Here is a 15,038-nt window from a genome sequence, read left to right as displayed (position 1 = left end):
TAATGATATTTTAAACGGCTGCGGATTTCTCCGTACTGGACCGCTGCCGCTCCTCCATGAAAGCAACACGGCCAGAATACGGCCATGTGCGTCAAGCACCAGCGAATTCCATGCTGGCTGCGGCAGCCAAAACGCTGACGGACAACCATGCTGGAACCCTGTTTTTCTTCCCCACCTTGAAATGGCTTCGTGTGGAAGATGGTTACTATACTAATGCAGTAACTTCGAATTAGTCTTGCTTTGTTTTTTTTATTTTGTATGCAGCCCTTGTTTTTTCAAGCTTGGCAAGCTGACAAACAATCAACGATTATAATCAAGTAAACTTGAATCCATCAAGCAATAATCGGCTTTGTGCGCGCCCTTCTCCTGGCCGCCGCGCGCTTTGCAACGCTTACTGCAGCATTGACGCGCGGATGCCGACCAAGTATCGGTTTCTTCAGCCTTTTATGTGGGTTTTCTGGGTAAATCAAATCGGATGATGGCCTCGCCATTGCGCGTCACGCGCGGCGCGGGACGGAAGGCGTGGCCATAGATGACCTCGAAACTCAGGCCCAGCTTGCCGTCGGGACGGCGCATTGCTTCCAGCGCGTCCAGCATGCGCTGCCAGGCCGCCTTGCCCATCAGGCCACGCCGGCGCGTGGTGAGCGGGTTGCCGCCAAAGGCGCGCACGTCCGCCAGCAGTTTTTCCGCCGTATCGTAGGTCACGGTGATGATCTCCATGTCCAGCACGGGCGTGGAAAAACCCGTCTCGACCAGCATGTCGCCAAAGTCGTGCATGTCGACGAAGGGCAAGGCGTGCGGATATAGGTCCGCCTCGGCAAATGCGTCGCGCACTTCGCGGAAGGTGTCGGGACCGAAGCAGGAAAACATCAGCAAGCCATCGAGGCGCAGCGCGCGCCGCCATTCGGCAAACACGCGGTCGGGCTGGGCATGCCAGTGCAGCGCCAGGTTGGACCATACGAGGTCGATGCTGCCCTGCGCCAGCGGCAAGTCGCCCAGATCGCCACACAGCAAATCCAGGCCCGCCTTGGCCGGCAGCAACTTGCTGAGGAACTGGTTCAGGCTGGCCAGTTTCGACGCGGGCGCGCGCGCCGCCTGCATCATCGCTTGCGCTGCATCGAGACCGATAATCTGCGCGGCCGGATAATCCTTATGCAACTGCGCCAGGTCCGCGCCGGGGCCGCACCCGGCGTCAAGCACGCGCAAGGGCGTGATTTTCACCAGTTCCAGGCGCTCGTGCATGCGCTTTGATACTTCGCGGCGCAGAAAGTCCGACGGCGCGATGCGCGCCGGACGGGAAAAGAAATCGCGTACTTGCACCGCATCGATGGGCGCACTCATTTTGGGCGGACTGCTGGGAACTGGCATGTTGAAACCGGTGAGGTGAGATAATGTCGGCAGTGTACATGGAAGGACGCCATCGCGATGCCATGCGCCATCCAGCCCCGCCTTGATGGCGCATGGCAAGCGCTGCGCCAGTGGCTGGGCGCCACGGTGTTGCCGGCGCAATGCGCGCTGTGCGGCATCGGCTGCCCGCAAGTGCTGTGCCCGCCTTGCCGCGCGCAGTACCTGGGACAGTTGCGCCCGCGCTGCCGCCAGTGCGCCAATCCGCTCGCGGACATTGAGGTGGCGCTGCTGTGCGGGCGCTGTTTGCTTCACAGGCCCGCGTATGACACTACCGTCACGGCATTTGATTATGTGGCGCCCGTCGACCAGTTGCTGTTGCAACTGAAATTCGGCGCGCGCCTGGCGCTGGCGCCCCTGTTGGCAGAACTGCTGCATGTTGCCATTCAGCAACAACAAGCGTGGGAAGCGCCGCATCTGCTGTGCCCTGTGCCGCTGGGCCCGGCCCGCCTGGCCCAGCGGGGTTTCAACCAGGCACTGGAAATTGCCCGTCCGCTGGCGCGCCTGCTGCACGTACACTTGCAACCCCGCCTGGCGCTGCGCGTGCGCGAAACGCGGGCGCAAAGCGGCGTGGCGCCGCAGGAACGGCAAGCCAACCTGGCGCACGCCTTCGCCATCGCGCCGGAACACGCAGCGTTATTGCAAGACTGCCATGTGGGCATCGTCGACGATGTGATGAGCAGCGGCCATACCGTCAATGCCCTGGCCACCGCCTGCAAGCGCGCGGGGGCTGCCAAGGTCAGCATCCTGGTCGTGGCGCGCACGCCGCCGCATTAGATAGATTAGTTACCTATATGAGGAGAACATTTTGTTTCACGTTGTTTTGGTAGAACCTGAAATCCCGCCCAATACGGGCAACGTCATCCGCCTGTGCGCCAACACGGGCGCGCAACTGCACCTGGTCGAACCGCTGGGCTTTCCGCTCGACGATGCCAAGATGAAGCGCGCCGGCCTCGATTACCACGATTACGCCAAGATGAAGGTGCACAAGAACTGGGCAGCGTTCCTGGCCGACACCCAGCCCGACCCGGCGCGCATGTTCGCCATGACCACGCGCGGCTCGCGCCCGTTCGGCGACGTGGCCTTCTTGCCGGGCGACGTGTTCGTGTTTGGCTCGGAAACAAAAGGCCTGGACCCGGCCCTGCGCGACGGTTTTCCTGCCGAGCAACGCATCCGCCTGCCCATGCGCCCCGACAACCGCAGTTTGAATTTGTCGAATACGGTGGCCGTTGTCGTGTATGAAGCCTGGCGCCAGCACGGCTACCAGGGCGGGGCTTAACGCAGCGCCAGCTGCGCCGCGCCGCTATTGTCGTCCAACATCACCAGCTGCGTGCGCAGGTCGCGCGTGGCGGCCAGCTTGCCGTTCACGTACAGGTTCGTCTTGACGCCATAGATGCCTTGCGACACGCCGGCCGGCAAGGTCAGCTCGAACGAGTTTTCAAAACGCCCGCCCGATTTGTTGCTGCTGGCCAAGGCTTTCGAGCCGGACTTGAATGGCTGGCCCTGCGGATCGAGCACCACCAGCTCTTCGCGCACGTCGTTGACGCTTTGCGCGCTGCCATTGACCAGTTCCACCACCGACGTGACCTTGAACGGCTGGCCGCGCTTGACGGTCGACGCGCTCAGCTGTGGCGTGTACGACACCACTTGCGGCTCGCGCGGCAGCGCGCCGCGCGCGCGGATATAGTCGCGGTCCGCCTGCGCCGCCGTCTTGGTCTGGCGCGAATTGACATTGATGGCCAGGCAACCGGCCGCCGCCAGGCCGCCGCCGATGGCCGCGCCCTTCAGCGCACCATTCTTGCCGCCCGCCAGCGCACCCAGCAGCGCCCCCACGGCCGCGCCGGCCGCCGCCGTCGTGCCTACGCTGCACGGGTCTTCATCCGTGGCCGCCTGGGTACCACCTTGCGGATAGGCACTGTCCTGGCGCACGCCGTTCGGATTCACTGGCGCCGTGGCGCAGCCGGCCAGCATGGCCGCGATGGTCAGTGCAGCAGTGGCGCGCAAGGTGGTGTGATTCAGCATGGTACCTCCCAGATGACTAATTGGACTAATTGATCGTTGTTTCCGTCTGCAGCACTTGCCGTTCCCGTTCGCGGATGCGGCGCGACAGATTGTCGATGCGCGCATTGCCAGGATCGACGCGGCGCGCGCTTTCCAGATACGTCTTGGCCGCATCAAACTTGCCTTCCAGTAAAGACCGCTCGGCATCGCGCAGGAACGATTGCGCCATCTCGCTGCGCATGGCCGCGCCGCTATCGACGGGCGACGTTTCCAGCGGACGGCGTTCGGCCATCGCTGAACGTTCGACCGCGCGCGCGGGTGCAGGTTCCGTTGGCACGACGCGGGCCGCTGCCGTTTCTACCGGCACAACAACGGGCGCAGGTGCCGCAGCCGCCGACAGCGCTTGCACGTCGGCCTTCAACTGCGGCAATTCCGCCGCTTCGCGGTCGATCGCTTCCAGCCTGGCGATGCCATTCCTTGCCGTAGCCGCATCCTTGCCATCGAGTGCCTGGCGCACCCCCACCAGCACGGACGCGGCTGCCGCCTGCTGGCGCGCCAGTTGCTTGCGCAAGGATGCCACGCTGGCAGCGCCCGCGCAATCGGCGTCGAGCGCGGCGATACCCTTGACGGCACTTTGCAATTGATGGCCATCCATGGCGCGCTCGATGGCGCGCACGCCGCGCTGGCAACTGCCTGATGCGGCGCCCGCCTTGCCGATCGCCGCCTGCAAATCGTCCGCCTTGGCGCTGGACTTGCCCGTACACACATTTTTCGCCGTCGCCAGCTTCTGGCGGGCGCCGTCCAGGCTGCCATTCGCTACCAAAGCGAGGCCGCTGTCGATGGCGTCATTGCAAGCCGCAGCGTTCTTGCCGCCCGGCTTGCCATTCATGTAGACGATGACGGCCGCCAGCACGGCGATACCGCCCAGCCAGCGCAGCCACTTGCGCGGCGGTGACGGCGGTACTGCCGGTGCAGGCGCCGGTGGAAGCACAGGCACGGGCTTCGGCGCGGCTTGCCGCTGCGCCGGTGTCGGCGGCGGTTTCGGCGCAGGTGCCGGTGCCACCGGCACGGGCGGCGGCTTGAGCGCCACTGGCGGCGCTACTGGCATAGGCGCGGGCACGGGTGGCAGCGGTGGCGGCACGGCCGCAGCTGGCCGTGCCGCGCCAGCCACGGCGTGACCGCAGTAGGGACAATGGCTGACAGCGCTGAACAGACCGCCCTTGCATTTGATACAGATATCCAAAACTAATCCTTCATTCCAACGTCATTCCAGCACTCAAGCCAGGGGCGGCGGCATCAACGGTGGCGGCGCGCTGAGGAACAAGGGCGCCAGCTCGGCAAACTGGAGCAGATCGACCCAGGCCGGCAAGCCGGCGCGCCACACCTTGGCGGTGGCCGGCACCACTTGTCCCGCCTGCACATACTGCACGATCTGCTGGGCCGTGAACGGGCCCTGCTGCTGGCCATTGATGCCCAGGAAATACTGGTATTCCACCAGCGGCGGCGGCATGCCGAACGCAGGCGCCGCTGCAGCCGCTACGCTACCGGCCGGGCGCAGCAATTGCTCCAGGCGCCCCGCTTCCAGCATCTCCCCCTTGATCGCGTATTTCAGACGGGGCTGGCCGTCCGCTTCCGGCTCGCGCACTTCCCAGTCGTAGGCATCGCTGTCGGAGTCGCCGATGACATTCGCCCATTCCTTCAAGCGGCCCAGCAGCGCTTGCACCGTGCGGTCGAGCTCATCGCTGGACATGCCCTTGCGGCGCGCCGACTCGCGCAAACGCGCGCCCACTTCGGCTGAAATGGCGCTGCCAAAGCCGATATACGGCAGTTGCGAGCCATCGGCCTGCGCCACCAGCTTCGGCGCATACACGCCCCGTTCATAGTATTTTGCCAGCGCCGCCATGGCCGCCGTCTGCACGGCGTCAAGCGCAGCGAGTTTTTCCTCGATGCGCAGGGCGATATTTTTCTCGTACGAAGCGGGCATGCCGTTCTGGCGGATGGCCCGTTCATTGCCGATGCGGCGCACATCGCCCGGTTCGACGGCAAACTGGTACTGGCCCGGCGGCACGACGCGGCCCGTGTGGCGCGTCAGCACGCCCAGCATGATGGCTTGCAGGAATTCGCCGAAATCTTCCGCCAGGCGCTTCATCTCGTCCGTGTTCGGCGCGATCGGGTGCGTGAATTGCGTTGGATCAATATGCGTGTGGGTCGGCGCCTTGTCGTTGTCGCCTTCCTTGCGGTAGCTGGTACGCCAGCCTTCCAGGCCGCGCAGCACCGTCATCGGCACGCCGGCCAATTCGCAATAGCAGACGGCGCGCCCGCGGATGCCCGTCTCGACGATTTCCAGCTGGCTCACCGTGATGCCCACCTGGGTCGGCACGCACGATTCGAGCTCGGCGCCGAACTTCTCCTTGAAGGCGGCCGCGTTGGCCACGCCGATCACGCACTTGAACTGGTCCGACACGACCGTAAAATCGCCCGCCATATTGGCGTCGATCCACGGCATGGAGCAGGCCAGCAGCTTGCGGAAACGGTCCAGGCGTTCGGATACATCCATCTGTTCCAGCGCCTCGAACAGGGGGTCGGGCGTGCTCGTCGCCCCTTCCACCAGGCCCGCCGTGGCGATCATGTTCTCGGCCATGCGCGTCACCTTGGCCAGGATCAAGCCCCGTTGCGCCGGTTCACCCAACATGGGGAACAGCGCTTTCGAACCGCCCATGTCCTTGAATGCTTCATCGGCCCACTGGCGAAAGGTGGCTGCCGAGGGCAGTGCAATGTCTTTTTCCGTGACAGGAATGACGATCAGGGTCGCGTGTTCCTTGTCCAGGTCCTTTTGCAGGATGATATTGGCCGTTTTGAGTTCCGCCAGCATGGCCAGCACGCCTTCGCGGCCCGTTTGCAACTCGCCCACCAGGCCATTCCATTGCGCGCGCCCTTGCGCATCGACGCCGATACGGTTGCCCAGCCAGCGCGACAGTTCGCCCAGCAGGATGACGGACTCGTCCGCCGCCTTGGCGCGCAAATGGAATTTCAGCGCATTGGCCATTTCCGTGCGCAAATGGTCCATCACCACGCCAGCCTGCTTTTCGCCATTGCTGAGGAAACCGAAGGTGCTGCGCGTCTGTTCCAGGTTGTTCAACAGACGCTCGTATTCGCGCGAACGCACGGCTTCCTTGATTTCGCGGTAGCGCTCGGCATTCGCGCCGATCTGCGCCGTCAAGCCGCTGCCCGGCGCCTCGATGCGGTCCTTGATCTGTTCCACCAGCGACAACACGTATTCCAGGCCGCCGAACTCTTTATTATCAAGATAGCCATACAACTCGTCGCGCACGACTTTCTTGACATCGTCGAGCACTTCGCGGCGACGCTTGCTGATGCGGTCTTCGGTCGTATCGGCCGTGGAATCCTGGTCGCGCACGGCGTCGCGTTCCAGATGCTTCATGGCGTCGCGCACCTGCGCCGGCCATTCGCTGCGCTCAAAACCCGTGCGGATATCGTTGATGCGCGTGTTGACCCGGTTTTCCACGCCGGCCAGCAAGTGACCGTGGCGGTCTTCCAGCAATTCGTCGACGACGCGGAAATCGATGAAGTCGCCGCTGGAGCGCTTCAGTTCGATGCTCTTGTCGGAAAACTCGGGGAAATCGCTGAACGGCGTGCCCTTCAAGAACATATTGGCAGAAAGGAAGTTATCGCGCTGCGTATCGGTGGCGCGGTTGGCGCCCGCATCCGTGCCGCCCACCCCAAAGAACGCTTGCAGCATGGCGCCGGCCCAGCGGTGGGCCCGCTCGTCGCGCGCCGCTTCCTGGCGCGTATCGAGCACGGCCATGCCGAACGAGGAAAAACGCTTCGAAAAATACAGGCGCATGTCGCCGAAGCGGTCTTGCGGCACGGGCGCGTTGTACAGCGAGTTCTTGTGCTGCGCCTGGTTGACGGCGATCGAGCGCTTGGCGCGCGCAAAGTCGGCCGAGGCGAAATCCTCGAACAGCGAATCGGCCACCATGTGGTACACGTCGCTGACTTCCTTGGTGTGCTGCTGGGCAAGATTCCCAGAATCGATGAGGTAAACCTCGCTGTACGGCTCGCGCGTCAGTTCCGGCCTGTCATACGCATCCCAGCGGCCCACATAGCCCTTGTTGCCCATCATCGCCGATTCCAGCTCCATCAGCGCCGCATAGCCGTTGGCCTCGACCCTGTCCTTGTTGGCCTTGGTATAGCCGGTCGGCAAGAACAGCATCAGCTCGACGTCGGCCGCGCCCACTTCGCTGCGCGCCAGCCAGCGCGCCAGCAAGCCCATGTCCAGGAAGGAGCCGGAACCCGTGCCGCCCGCCACGGAACCGACGATGACGATGCGGAAACGGTTCGTTTCCATGCGTAAACCCAGTTCGGCCAGCTGGCGCTCGTGCGACAGGCCCGCTTTCAAGGCTTTCAGTTTCAAACGGATCTTGTCGCGGATCTTGGCATACTTGTCGAAGAAATACAGGCGCGAGACGGCGCGGATCTGGCCGGCGCCACTGCTCATGTCGAAACGCAATTCGCGGATGCGCTGCGGCGTCAGCGGCAACCATTCCTTGATGTGCGGATATTTCTCCAGAGAATCTTCATCGCGGCTGTACTTGTCCATATCGAACGATTCGACCACCTTGTCGTCGTCCGTGAACTTCACCTGGTCGAATTGCAAGTCCTTCGCCTGCGATTCGCCGCTCTCGATCACGGCGCCATTGTCGAGGTCGAAATGGATGAATTGCGCGATGGGAAAGTCCGCCAAGCCCTCGATGCGCGTGCGCTTGCCCGCGCCACCCCACAGGGTGTTGAGGATGCGCCGGCGCACGCGCATCAGTACCTGCATGCCCGTGCCGCCGATGCCGATGAACAGGGTCGGGCGCAGTTCGATGATCTTGTCCTGCTTGCGCTCGCTGGCGCCGCCGGTGATGGTTAGCTTCAGGTTCTCTGTCATGGTGATTCCTTCGATGGTGCGTACGACGGCGTGTTCTTAGCGGCGGCTGGAAGTAAATGTCAACAGTAACGCTACCAGGCCCACCAGCACCAGCGGTCCCATGAACAGTGGCGCGAGGAATTTATGCGCGTTCACGGCGGCCAGCACCACGCCCGTGGCCAGGCTGGCCAGGAAGATGAACAGCCACCAGCCCGAGGCATTGGCCTTGTTGGGCGGCACGCGCTTGGCCACCAGGCCATTCGCATACGCATTCTTGGCAAAGAAAAAGGCGATGAACAACAGCAACAGCACCACGCCGCCGACCAGGGTGTCGCGCGACGAGGTATCGGTGGTGCTGGCAGGATCGAGCGCGGGCGCAGCTTCGGTCATTGCGATGCTGGCGGCAGCGCTGGCAGCAGGGGCATCTGCCGCCGGTGGCGCGGACGCCGGAGCCGGCAAAATAAAACCAGTGTTGTCTTTGGGAGTGTCTTGCGCCATGGTATGCCTCAGTTGAATGGAAGTTTTTTTAAAGAATGGTTGTTCAGGCCAGGCTCAGGGTATGGCCTTCGGCCACGCGCACGATGGCTGGCTTGCCCAGGCCACGCTTGAGTTCGCCGATATCGCGGCCGTCATCATCGCGGATCTGCACGCTTTTGAACGGCTTCAATAACACTTGCCGCTGCACGCCGTCGGCCGTCACCTTGTAACGCGTGGCGCGCGTGCCCAGCAAACCCAGCGCCAGCAAGCCCAGCACGAGCGCCAGGACGCCGCCCAATATCACCAGCACGGGCAGCAGCGGATACTGTATGCGCACCAGCAAGGGGATCGTCGCCTGCGAGGCGCGCACGCTGTCGGGCGGCGTGAACATGTCCGAGATCGGATCGCCGGGGAACAATTCCTGCAAATCCTTGCCAAAGCTGGACGCCAGCGCCAGTCGCTGTTCCGACAGGCCCACCTGCGCCTGCATGGGCAGCAGCACTTGCTTGCCCATGGCGGTGATCGCCTGCGCCGACCACGGCGACGCAATCTGCGCCATCGGCAGCGCAAACTGTACCTGCACGGACTGGCTGGCGCCCGGCTGCAACTGGCGGATTTGATCTGGCGCAACGCGCAGGGGCGCATTCTGGCCCACCAGGCTGGCGTGCACTTTGGCGCTGTCGATCACATACGGGAAAAACATGTTTTGCAAGGACGCCTGCAGCACCACTTGCGGCACCAGATTCGCCGCATCGACGTCGAGCACGATGGTGCGCCCGTCGCGGCCCAGGCTGGCGTGCACGTTGGGACTGTTCTTGACGGATTGGGGCACGATGCGCACGGCATCCTGGTCCACCGGTTTCAATCGCGCGGGCGGGCGCGTCAGCACTTGCGACAGCCGCCCTTCGGCCAGGATGCGGTTCAACGCCTCCGACGCGGGCTGGCCATATGCGAGCGCATACACCATCAAGCCCTTGGCGCTGTACAACTTGCCCTGCACCGGCATGCGCAGCGGAAACACCAGCGTCTTGGTGATCGATGGCTCCAGATGCAGCAAGCGGTAAAAGTCGCGGTTGCGTTCAGCCGTCTGGCTGTCGTTGTTCGGGCTATTCTTGTTATTGGTAAAGATCCACACGATGCCGGGCGCAGACTGGAACGGGCCCGTGATGGTCTTGGTGACGGCTTCCTGGAAGTCCGTGTCGGCCAGCGCGCCGCCGGCGCTCTTGCGCGCCAGGCCCAGGCCGGCCAACTGGCCCGCCACGCCCCCGCCGCCCTGCCCCTGCCCCAGCAGCGACGGCGACACGTGCGCGCCGCTGCTCTGGCTGAAGGCCAGGGTATAGACTTTATCGGACGGCTTCGTGGCGGCCTGCGCCACGGCGCCCACCAGGGCCTTGAGCTGCGAATGCTCATCCGTGTAGAACGGCTCCATCCAGCCCGAGTTTTGCACCAGAAACGCTTGCTGGATGCCGGCCGCATGCGTGGCGGCGGCACTGAAAAACGCGGCGCAGGCCACGCTCAGTAAGCGCGCCTTCATGCCTGCAAGGTCCAGCCATCGATGCGCGACAGCAGCGGGTGGTAAGCCCACAGCATGCGTTCATGGATAAACAGGCGTACGCGCCACGGCTCGCTGACGGCAAAGGTATGAAACACGGTTTCGCGCAATTCATCGTCCTGCACCAGTTGGGCCGCCAGGCGCTCGTTCGAGCGCAGCACGCTGGACAAGCCGGCGCTGGTGGCAAACTTCACGCCAAACACGCTGTTGCCAGCACTCGATTCCAGCAGCGGCATGACGGCCTGGTTCTTGCCGCCATCGTCGCCGTGTTCGGGCTCTTCCCACGGCGCCGTTTTCAGCTTGGTGGCGAAGCGGTAATTGAAGCTGCCCGAACACAGGCGCGGCGCCAGTGCATCGGCCTTCTCGACCTGGCCGCCCAGTTTCACATACACATAGGTGCCGCGGCGGCTTTCAAAGCACAGTTGCCACAAGCCACCATCGCGCGACAGATAGGGGCTGCCGAATTCGAAATGCGGCACCAGCCCTTCGGGCCAGGGCGTAAACGAAGCGGCCACGTTGCCGTCCGGCTGCAGTTGCAAGCGCAACTGGCCGTTGGCGCAGGGCCACACGGCCATGCGGTTGTAGGCCACGGGCACACTGACGGCGCCCAGTTCCACGACGCCGTCGAGCAGCACATCGCTGCCCGGCTTTTGTTGCGCGTCAAGGTTGACGAAGCGCATGCGGCCATCGTCATCGCGCAGCGGCGCCCACAGGCGGTTCTGGAACCAGACGGGCGCGGCCGCGCACGGCGCCTTGCCCACATGCTCGACCACGTAGGAAAGCGAAGGCAGGTCGGGACGGATGCAGGCCAGGCCATGGCTGGTCGGCAAGACCAGCACGCTGTTGAACTCCGGCACCAGCTCGGCGCGCCAGGCGCCGTGGGCCAGGTCCGATTCGGCCAGCAAACCGCCATACTCGGGGTCCAGCGCCAGCCAGCGTTTCGAGGCGGGCAACCAGGCGTGCAAGACGGCCTTGCGCGGATCCAGCGCCAGCAGCGCGGCGGCGCTGGTGCCGAACTGGGCAGAAAAGAATTCGTACTCGCCCGGCGGCGGCATGGGCAGCGAGGCGTCGGCCTGCGCATGCTCTTCGCGCGCGCGCTGGTCGGCCAGTTTCAAGGGCACGCTGGCCTGGCGCAAGCCGGCCGCGCCAGCCGGCGGCACATCGCTGACGGGCTGCGCACCGTAGGGCGGCACCCAGGGCGGCGTGACGGCCGTGTCGGGTGGTATTTGCAAGGCCGCGCCGGAGGCGGGGTCGAACGAGAATTCAGGCGGAAACTGCCGCACGGGCGTGCCGGCGGCTGCGGGCAGGCGCCGCGCATGCATCAGCAGGCCGATATCGGCAGAGCTCAGCAAGGGCGAGACGTTCTGGCCCTCCGCGCTGCGCTGCATGGTCCACGCGCCATCGTCATCGACGTACCAGACGCCAGAGGGCACTGCCCAATCCCCAGAAGTTTTAAGATCCATGTATTTTCTATGACTAGCAATGCATTCAGACGGTGTAACGTGTGCTGGGGCTGACGCAACGAGGTCGCAACCCTGGCAGTTCTCATAGTAACGTCTTTTTATCTGTATGGAAACATTGACGGCGCTCTTCAGCCCTGCTGCGTCCGCACTTTCGTCAACAGCTTCGTGGTCGAGCGGTCGTGCGCGAAATCGATGGCCACGGCCTGGCCGCCATACGCCAGCACGGCCTGTCCTTCAGGAATGGCCGCCATGTCGTAATCGCCGCCCTTGGCATAGATTTCCGGCGCGATCTCCTGCACCACTTCCAGGGCGCTGTCTTCCGAGAACGGCACCACCAGGCTCACCGCTTCCAGCGCGGCCAGCACGGCCATGCGGTCTTCGCAGCTGTTCAGGGGACGGTCATCGCCCTTGCCCAGGCGTTTCACGGAGGCATCGGTATTCACGGCCACCACCAGCGAGGCGCCCAGCGCGCGCGCCTGCGCCAGGTAAGTGACGTGGCCGCGGTGCAGAATGTCGAACACGCCATTCGTCACCACCACCGGTTTCGGCAGGGCTTGCGCGCGCGCATGCAGTTCTTCACGGCCGCACAGTTTGTTTTCAAAATCAGGCATGAATATCTCTTGTTGGGTTAAATATGGTCACCGTCCAGCGCGGCTATCACCTTGCATGTCGCCGCCATCGTGGCGCCAGGCATCGATCAGGGCCAGGATGGCCGGCACCAGCGCCTGCAGCCATTTCCCTTCGCTGCCCAGTCCCGCATTATAGGGGGCGATCCGCTACAATACGCCATCGGCGCTACAGTTTCACGTTTGCGCCACCTTTCATTCATTGCAAGTAAACACTTCCTGTGTTTCAATCAAACTATGACACTGACTGAACTGAAATATATTGTTGCAGTCGCGCGAGCGAAGCATTTCGGCCATGCTGCCGAGGCTTGCTTCGTGGCCCAGCCCACCTTGTCAGTGGCCATCAAGAAACTCGAAGACGAACTGGGCGTAGTCCTGTTCGAACGGGGCGGCGCGGAAATCTCCGTCACGCCCCTGGGCGCGCAGATCATAGCGCAAGCCGAGCGCGTGCTGGAACAGACGGCCGCCATCAAGGAACTCGCCAAGCAAAACAAGGATCCGCTAGCCGGCCCCCTGCGCCTGGGCGTGATCTACACGATCGGCCCCTACCTGCTGCCGCCCCTGGTCAAGGCCATGATAGACCAGGTGCCGCAAATGCCTTTGATCTTGCAGGAAAACTTCACGGTTCGCCTGCTAGAATTACTGCGCCAGGGCGAACTGGACGTGGCCATCATGGCCCTGCCCCTGCCCGACCACGGCATGGCCATGCAGGAACTGTATGACGAACCGTTTGTCGTGGCCATGCCGCGTCAGCATCCGTGGACGGCGCGCGAAAAAATCGCCGCGCAAGATTTGAAATCGGAAACCATGCTGCTGCTGGGCAATGGCCACTGCTTTCGCGACCAGGTGCTGGAAGTGTGCCCCGAAATGGCGCGCTTTTCCTCACCCGGCAACGGCATGCAGCGTACGTTTGAAGGTTCCTCGCTGGAAACCATCCGCCACATGGTGGCCAGCGGCATCGGCCTGACGGTCTTGCCGCGCGCCTCCGTGTCCAATATGCATGCCACCGAAGGCATGCTCGAATACCGGCCATTCGCCGCGCCCGTGCCATCGCGCAGAGTGGTGATGCTCTGGCGCAAGAGTTTTACGCGCAAGGCGGCCATCGATGCCCTGTGCGCGGCCATCGCCAGCTGCGACTTGCCTGGCATCACGCCCTTGTGCGAAGACGCAGCCTAGCGGCCAGGCGTCAAAATAGTACATAGCCATACTATTTGCGATAATCGACCTTTCTCTTCAACAAGATCGAGTCTTCCATGAACAAGCTGGCGCTGTATTTCCGCCTGATACGGCTGGACAAGCCTATCGGTACCGTATTGCTGCTGTGGCCTACCCTGTGCGCGCTGTGGCTGGCGCAGCAGGGCGTGCCGGACTGGCGACTGCTGCTCATCTTCACCCTCGGCACTTTCCTGATGCGCTCGGCAGGCTGCGCCATCAACGACTACGCCGACCAGGATATCGACAAATTCGTCAAGCGCACGGTGGAGCGTCCCATCACCAGCGGGCGCATCAGTGGCAAGGAAGCACTGGCCGTGGCCGGCGTGCTCACCGTGCTGGCCTTCTGCCTGATCCTGCCCTTGAATGCGCTCACCAAGCAGCTGTCGGTGGCCGCCGTCATCATCGCCGCCACCTATCCCTATTTCAAACGCTTCTTTGCGATTCCGCAAGCCTACCTGGGCATCGCCTTCGGCTTCGGCATTCCCATGGGCTTTGCCGCCATCACGGATTCCGTGCCCGTCGTCGCCTGGCTGCTGCTGCTGGGCAATGTCTTCTGGGCCGTGGCCTACGATACGGAATACGCGATGGTCGATCGCGACGACGACTTAAAGATCGGCATCAAGACCTCGGCCATCACCTTTGGCCGCTACGACGTGGCCATCATCATGCTGTGCTATGCCGCTTTCCTGCTGCTGTGGCTGGTATGCGGCTGGCACCTGGGCTTGCGCTACTGGTATGTGGCGGGCTTGCTGGTGGCGGCCGGCTGCGCCGTTTACCACTACACATTGATCCGCGCACGCGAGCGTCTGCCGTGTTTTGCGGCGTTCCGGCATAATAACTGGCTAGGAGCAGCGGTGTTTGCGGGCGTGGTGCTGGACTTTGCTTTCCGCTAATCAATAGTCCTTGCGCTGCGGCAGTTCTTGAGGCGGCGCAAGACTAGCCTGTCCGCTGCTACCTACACTGGTATTTCACTGTGCAGTTTCACTTCCATGAGGTAATACATGAGCTCGATACATACGGGAAAATCCAGCAGCGACAGCATCCTCGCCGACGCCGACAAGGCCCGCGACAAACTGGTCGGCGACTTGAAAACCGTCATCAATGAAGCGGAAGGCTGGCTCGATGGCGCCAAGGATCAGACGGGCGAGAATGTCAAAGCCGTCAAGGACAAGTTCATCGCCACCCTGGAAACGGCCAAGAAAGACTTGATCAAGCTGGAAGAAGACTTGCTCGAACGTACCAAGAAGGCGGCCAAGGCCACCGACGAATACGTGCAGGACAATCCCTGGAAAGCTGTCGGTGCGGGCGCCGTCGTGGGCGTGCTGTTCGGCCTGCTGCTTTCTTCGTCACGCCGCTAAGTAGCACCG

The 15,038-nt window shown here is 63.2% G+C and carries 13 protein-coding genes; 5 read left to right on the top strand and 8 right to left on the bottom strand.

Annotation, left to right across the window (positions count from 1 at the left end):
* Window positions 1-444: 444 nt before the first annotated feature.
* Complete coding sequence (locus CSZ94_RS02865) at window positions 445-1,341, bottom strand: methyltransferase domain-containing protein (RefSeq protein ID WP_102120118.1); 897 nt, start codon at window positions 1,339-1,341, stop codon at window positions 445-447.
* An 84-nt stretch (window positions 1,342-1,425) separates the two neighbouring features.
* Here CSZ94_RS02865 and CSZ94_RS02860 point away from each other — a divergent pair, with 84 nt between their 5' ends.
* Together CSZ94_RS02860 and trmL are read left to right on the top strand one after the other, a co-directional pair.
* Window positions 1,426-2,181, top strand: coding sequence for a ComF family protein (locus CSZ94_RS02860; RefSeq protein WP_102120117.1), 756 nt, complete (start codon window positions 1,426-1,428; stop codon window positions 2,179-2,181).
* 31 nt (window positions 2,182-2,212) lie between these two features.
* Window positions 2,213-2,683 (top strand): tRNA (uridine(34)/cytosine(34)/5-carboxymethylaminomethyluridine(34)-2'-O)-methyltransferase TrmL, encoded by a 471-nt coding sequence (gene trmL, locus CSZ94_RS02855; protein ID WP_034784868.1) that lies wholly within the window; start codon window positions 2,213-2,215, stop codon window positions 2,681-2,683.
* On the opposite strand, the gene CSZ94_RS27875 is transcribed toward trmL, so the two are convergent.
* The 7 genes from CSZ94_RS27875 to rfaE2 all read right to left on the bottom strand — a co-directional run bounded on the left by CSZ94_RS27875 (window position 2,680) and on the right by rfaE2 (window position 12,441).
* Entirely contained in the window at window positions 2,680-3,426 is a 747-nt protein-coding gene (locus CSZ94_RS27875; RefSeq protein ID WP_180977339.1) for a hypothetical protein, read from the bottom strand. The two genes, trmL and CSZ94_RS27875, sit on opposite strands and share 4 nt — an antisense overlap.
* Window positions 3,427-3,451: 25 nt before the next feature.
* Window positions 3,452-4,648: a hypothetical protein gene (locus CSZ94_RS02845; RefSeq protein ID WP_180977338.1), complete on the bottom strand. Its 1,197-nt coding sequence runs from the start codon at window positions 4,646-4,648 to the stop codon at window positions 3,452-3,454.
* Between the two features lie 33 nt (window positions 4,649-4,681).
* Window positions 4,682-8,359 (bottom strand): tubulin-like doman-containing protein, encoded by a 3,678-nt coding sequence (locus tag CSZ94_RS02835; RefSeq protein ID WP_102120114.1) that lies wholly within the window; start codon window positions 8,357-8,359, stop codon window positions 4,682-4,684.
* Between the two features lie 36 nt (window positions 8,360-8,395).
* A complete protein-coding gene (locus tag CSZ94_RS02830) occupies window positions 8,396-8,728 on the bottom strand; it encodes a hypothetical protein (RefSeq protein ID WP_258000746.1) in 333 nt (110 codons plus the stop codon).
* 151 nt (window positions 8,729-8,879) lie between these two features.
* Entirely contained in the window at window positions 8,880-10,349 is a 1,470-nt protein-coding gene (locus tag CSZ94_RS02825; RefSeq protein WP_102120112.1) for a hypothetical protein, read from the bottom strand.
* On the bottom strand, window positions 10,346-11,800 hold the full coding sequence (locus tag CSZ94_RS02820; RefSeq protein ID WP_146009721.1) for a hypothetical protein: 1,455 nt from the start codon (window positions 11,798-11,800) through the stop codon (window positions 10,346-10,348). The genes CSZ94_RS02825 and CSZ94_RS02820 overlap by 4 nt, the downstream gene beginning before the upstream one ends.
* A 158-nt stretch (window positions 11,801-11,958) precedes the next feature.
* Entirely contained in the window at window positions 11,959-12,441 is a 483-nt protein-coding gene (gene rfaE2 / locus CSZ94_RS02815) for a D-glycero-beta-D-manno-heptose 1-phosphate adenylyltransferase (RefSeq protein ID WP_102120110.1), read from the bottom strand.
* Window positions 12,442-12,693: 252 nt separating this feature from the next.
* On the opposite strand from rfaE2, the gene CSZ94_RS02810 reads away from it, so the two are divergent.
* From CSZ94_RS02810 to CSZ94_RS02800, 3 genes are all read left to right on the top strand, one after another.
* Window positions 12,694-13,632 carry a hydrogen peroxide-inducible genes activator gene (locus CSZ94_RS02810; RefSeq protein WP_102120109.1) on the top strand — a complete coding sequence of 313 codons (939 nt, stop codon included), beginning with the start codon at window positions 12,694-12,696 and terminating at the stop codon, window positions 13,630-13,632.
* A gap of 77 nt (window positions 13,633-13,709) precedes the next feature.
* On the top strand, window positions 13,710-14,564 hold the full coding sequence (ubiA, locus tag CSZ94_RS02805; RefSeq protein ID WP_102120108.1) for a 4-hydroxybenzoate octaprenyltransferase: 855 nt from the start codon (window positions 13,710-13,712) through the stop codon (window positions 14,562-14,564).
* Between the two features lie 108 nt (window positions 14,565-14,672).
* A complete protein-coding gene (locus CSZ94_RS02800; RefSeq protein WP_046683402.1) occupies window positions 14,673-15,029 on the top strand; it encodes a glycine zipper domain-containing protein in 357 nt (118 codons plus the stop codon).
* Window positions 15,030-15,038: the final 9 nt, after the last annotated feature.

The organism is Janthinobacterium sp. ROICE36 (assembly GCF_002869965.1).
In the GTDB taxonomy this organism is placed as follows: domain Bacteria; phylum Pseudomonadota; class Gammaproteobacteria; order Burkholderiales; family Burkholderiaceae_D; genus Janthinobacterium.
The sequence above is the reverse complement of the archived record's forward strand: the minus strand, read 5'-3'. Positions and strand labels throughout refer to the sequence as shown.